This window comes from Arthrobacter sp. I3, from assembly GCF_000520575.1.
Lineage (GTDB): Bacteria > Actinomycetota > Actinomycetes > Actinomycetales > Micrococcaceae > Arthrobacter > Arthrobacter humicola_A.
In genome coordinates, this window is the sequence record NZ_KI914962.1 from 127230 (window position 1) to 128055 (window position 826).

An 826-nucleotide genomic window follows, 5' to 3' on the forward strand; every position below is an offset into this window, starting at 1 on the left:
TCGCTGGCGAGGGCCGTGTTGCGGCTGTTCCGGAAGCGTTGCCAGCGGGCCAGCTGCGGGTTCTGCACTGCATCAGGCGTGGGCTTCGAGCCAGTCCCGGTTTCAGGGTCAGGGGTGGTCATGGGCACCTCCAAGGGGGTTTCAGCTGGTGGCGGGTGAGGTTTTGAGGCTGGCCGCCACGAGTTGGGCCGCGGTGGTTCCGGCTGCGGCGGCCGCGGCCGGGTCGCCGTCGAGCACCCCGCTTGCCAGGCCGCCGTCGAGTACCAGGGTCAGGCTGCGGGCGAGCTGGTCCGGGTCCCCGGCGCCGGCGCGTGCGGCGAGGTCCCGGATCCAGGCGCGGATCTGGCGCTTGTGGGCCACGGTCCGGTCGTGGATCCAGCCACTGGAAGGAGGTCAGCGTGAGCCAGCCGTGCTCGCTGGCGAGGGCCGTGTTGCGGCTGTTCCGGAAGCGTTGCCAGCGGGCCAGCTGCGGGTTCTGCACTGCATCAGGCGTGGGCTTCGAGCCAGTCCCGGTTTCAGGGTCAGGGGTGGTCATGGGCACCTCCAAGGGGGTTTCAGCTGGTGGCGGGTGAGGTTTTGAGGCTGGCCGCCACGAGTTGGGCCGCGGTGGTTCCGGCTGCGGCGGCCGCGGCCGGGTCGCCGTCGAGCACCCCGCTTGCCAGGCCGCCGTCGAGTACCAGGGTCAGGCTGCGGGCGAGCTGGTCCGGGTCCCCGGCGCCGGCGCGTGCGGCGAGGTCCCGGATCCAGGCGCGGATCTGGCGCTTGTGGGCCACGGTCCGGTCGTGGATGCGGGTGCCGGCGGCCGACTCGGCGGCCGCGTTGATGA

Annotated in this window: 1 protein-coding gene and 3 pseudogenes; all 4 read right to left on the reverse strand. The window is 72.6% G+C overall.

Annotated features, from left to right (window positions below; genetic code table 11):
* Positions 1–122 (reverse strand): annotated as a pseudogene (locus Y706_RS30500) (DUF1684 domain-containing protein); the annotation flags it as partial.
* Positions 123–141: 19 nt separating this feature from the next.
* Positions 142–360 carry a hypothetical protein gene (locus tag Y706_RS0120625; RefSeq protein WP_028278073.1) on the reverse strand — a complete coding sequence of 73 codons (219 nt, stop codon included), beginning with the start codon at positions 358–360 and terminating at the stop codon, positions 142–144.
* A gap of 13 nt (positions 361–373) precedes the next feature.
* Positions 374–535, reverse strand: a pseudogene (locus Y706_RS30505) (DUF1684 domain-containing protein); the annotation flags it as partial.
* 19 nt (positions 536–554) lie between these two features.
* Positions 555–826 (reverse strand): annotated as a pseudogene (locus Y706_RS28460) (TetR/AcrR family transcriptional regulator); the annotation flags it as partial.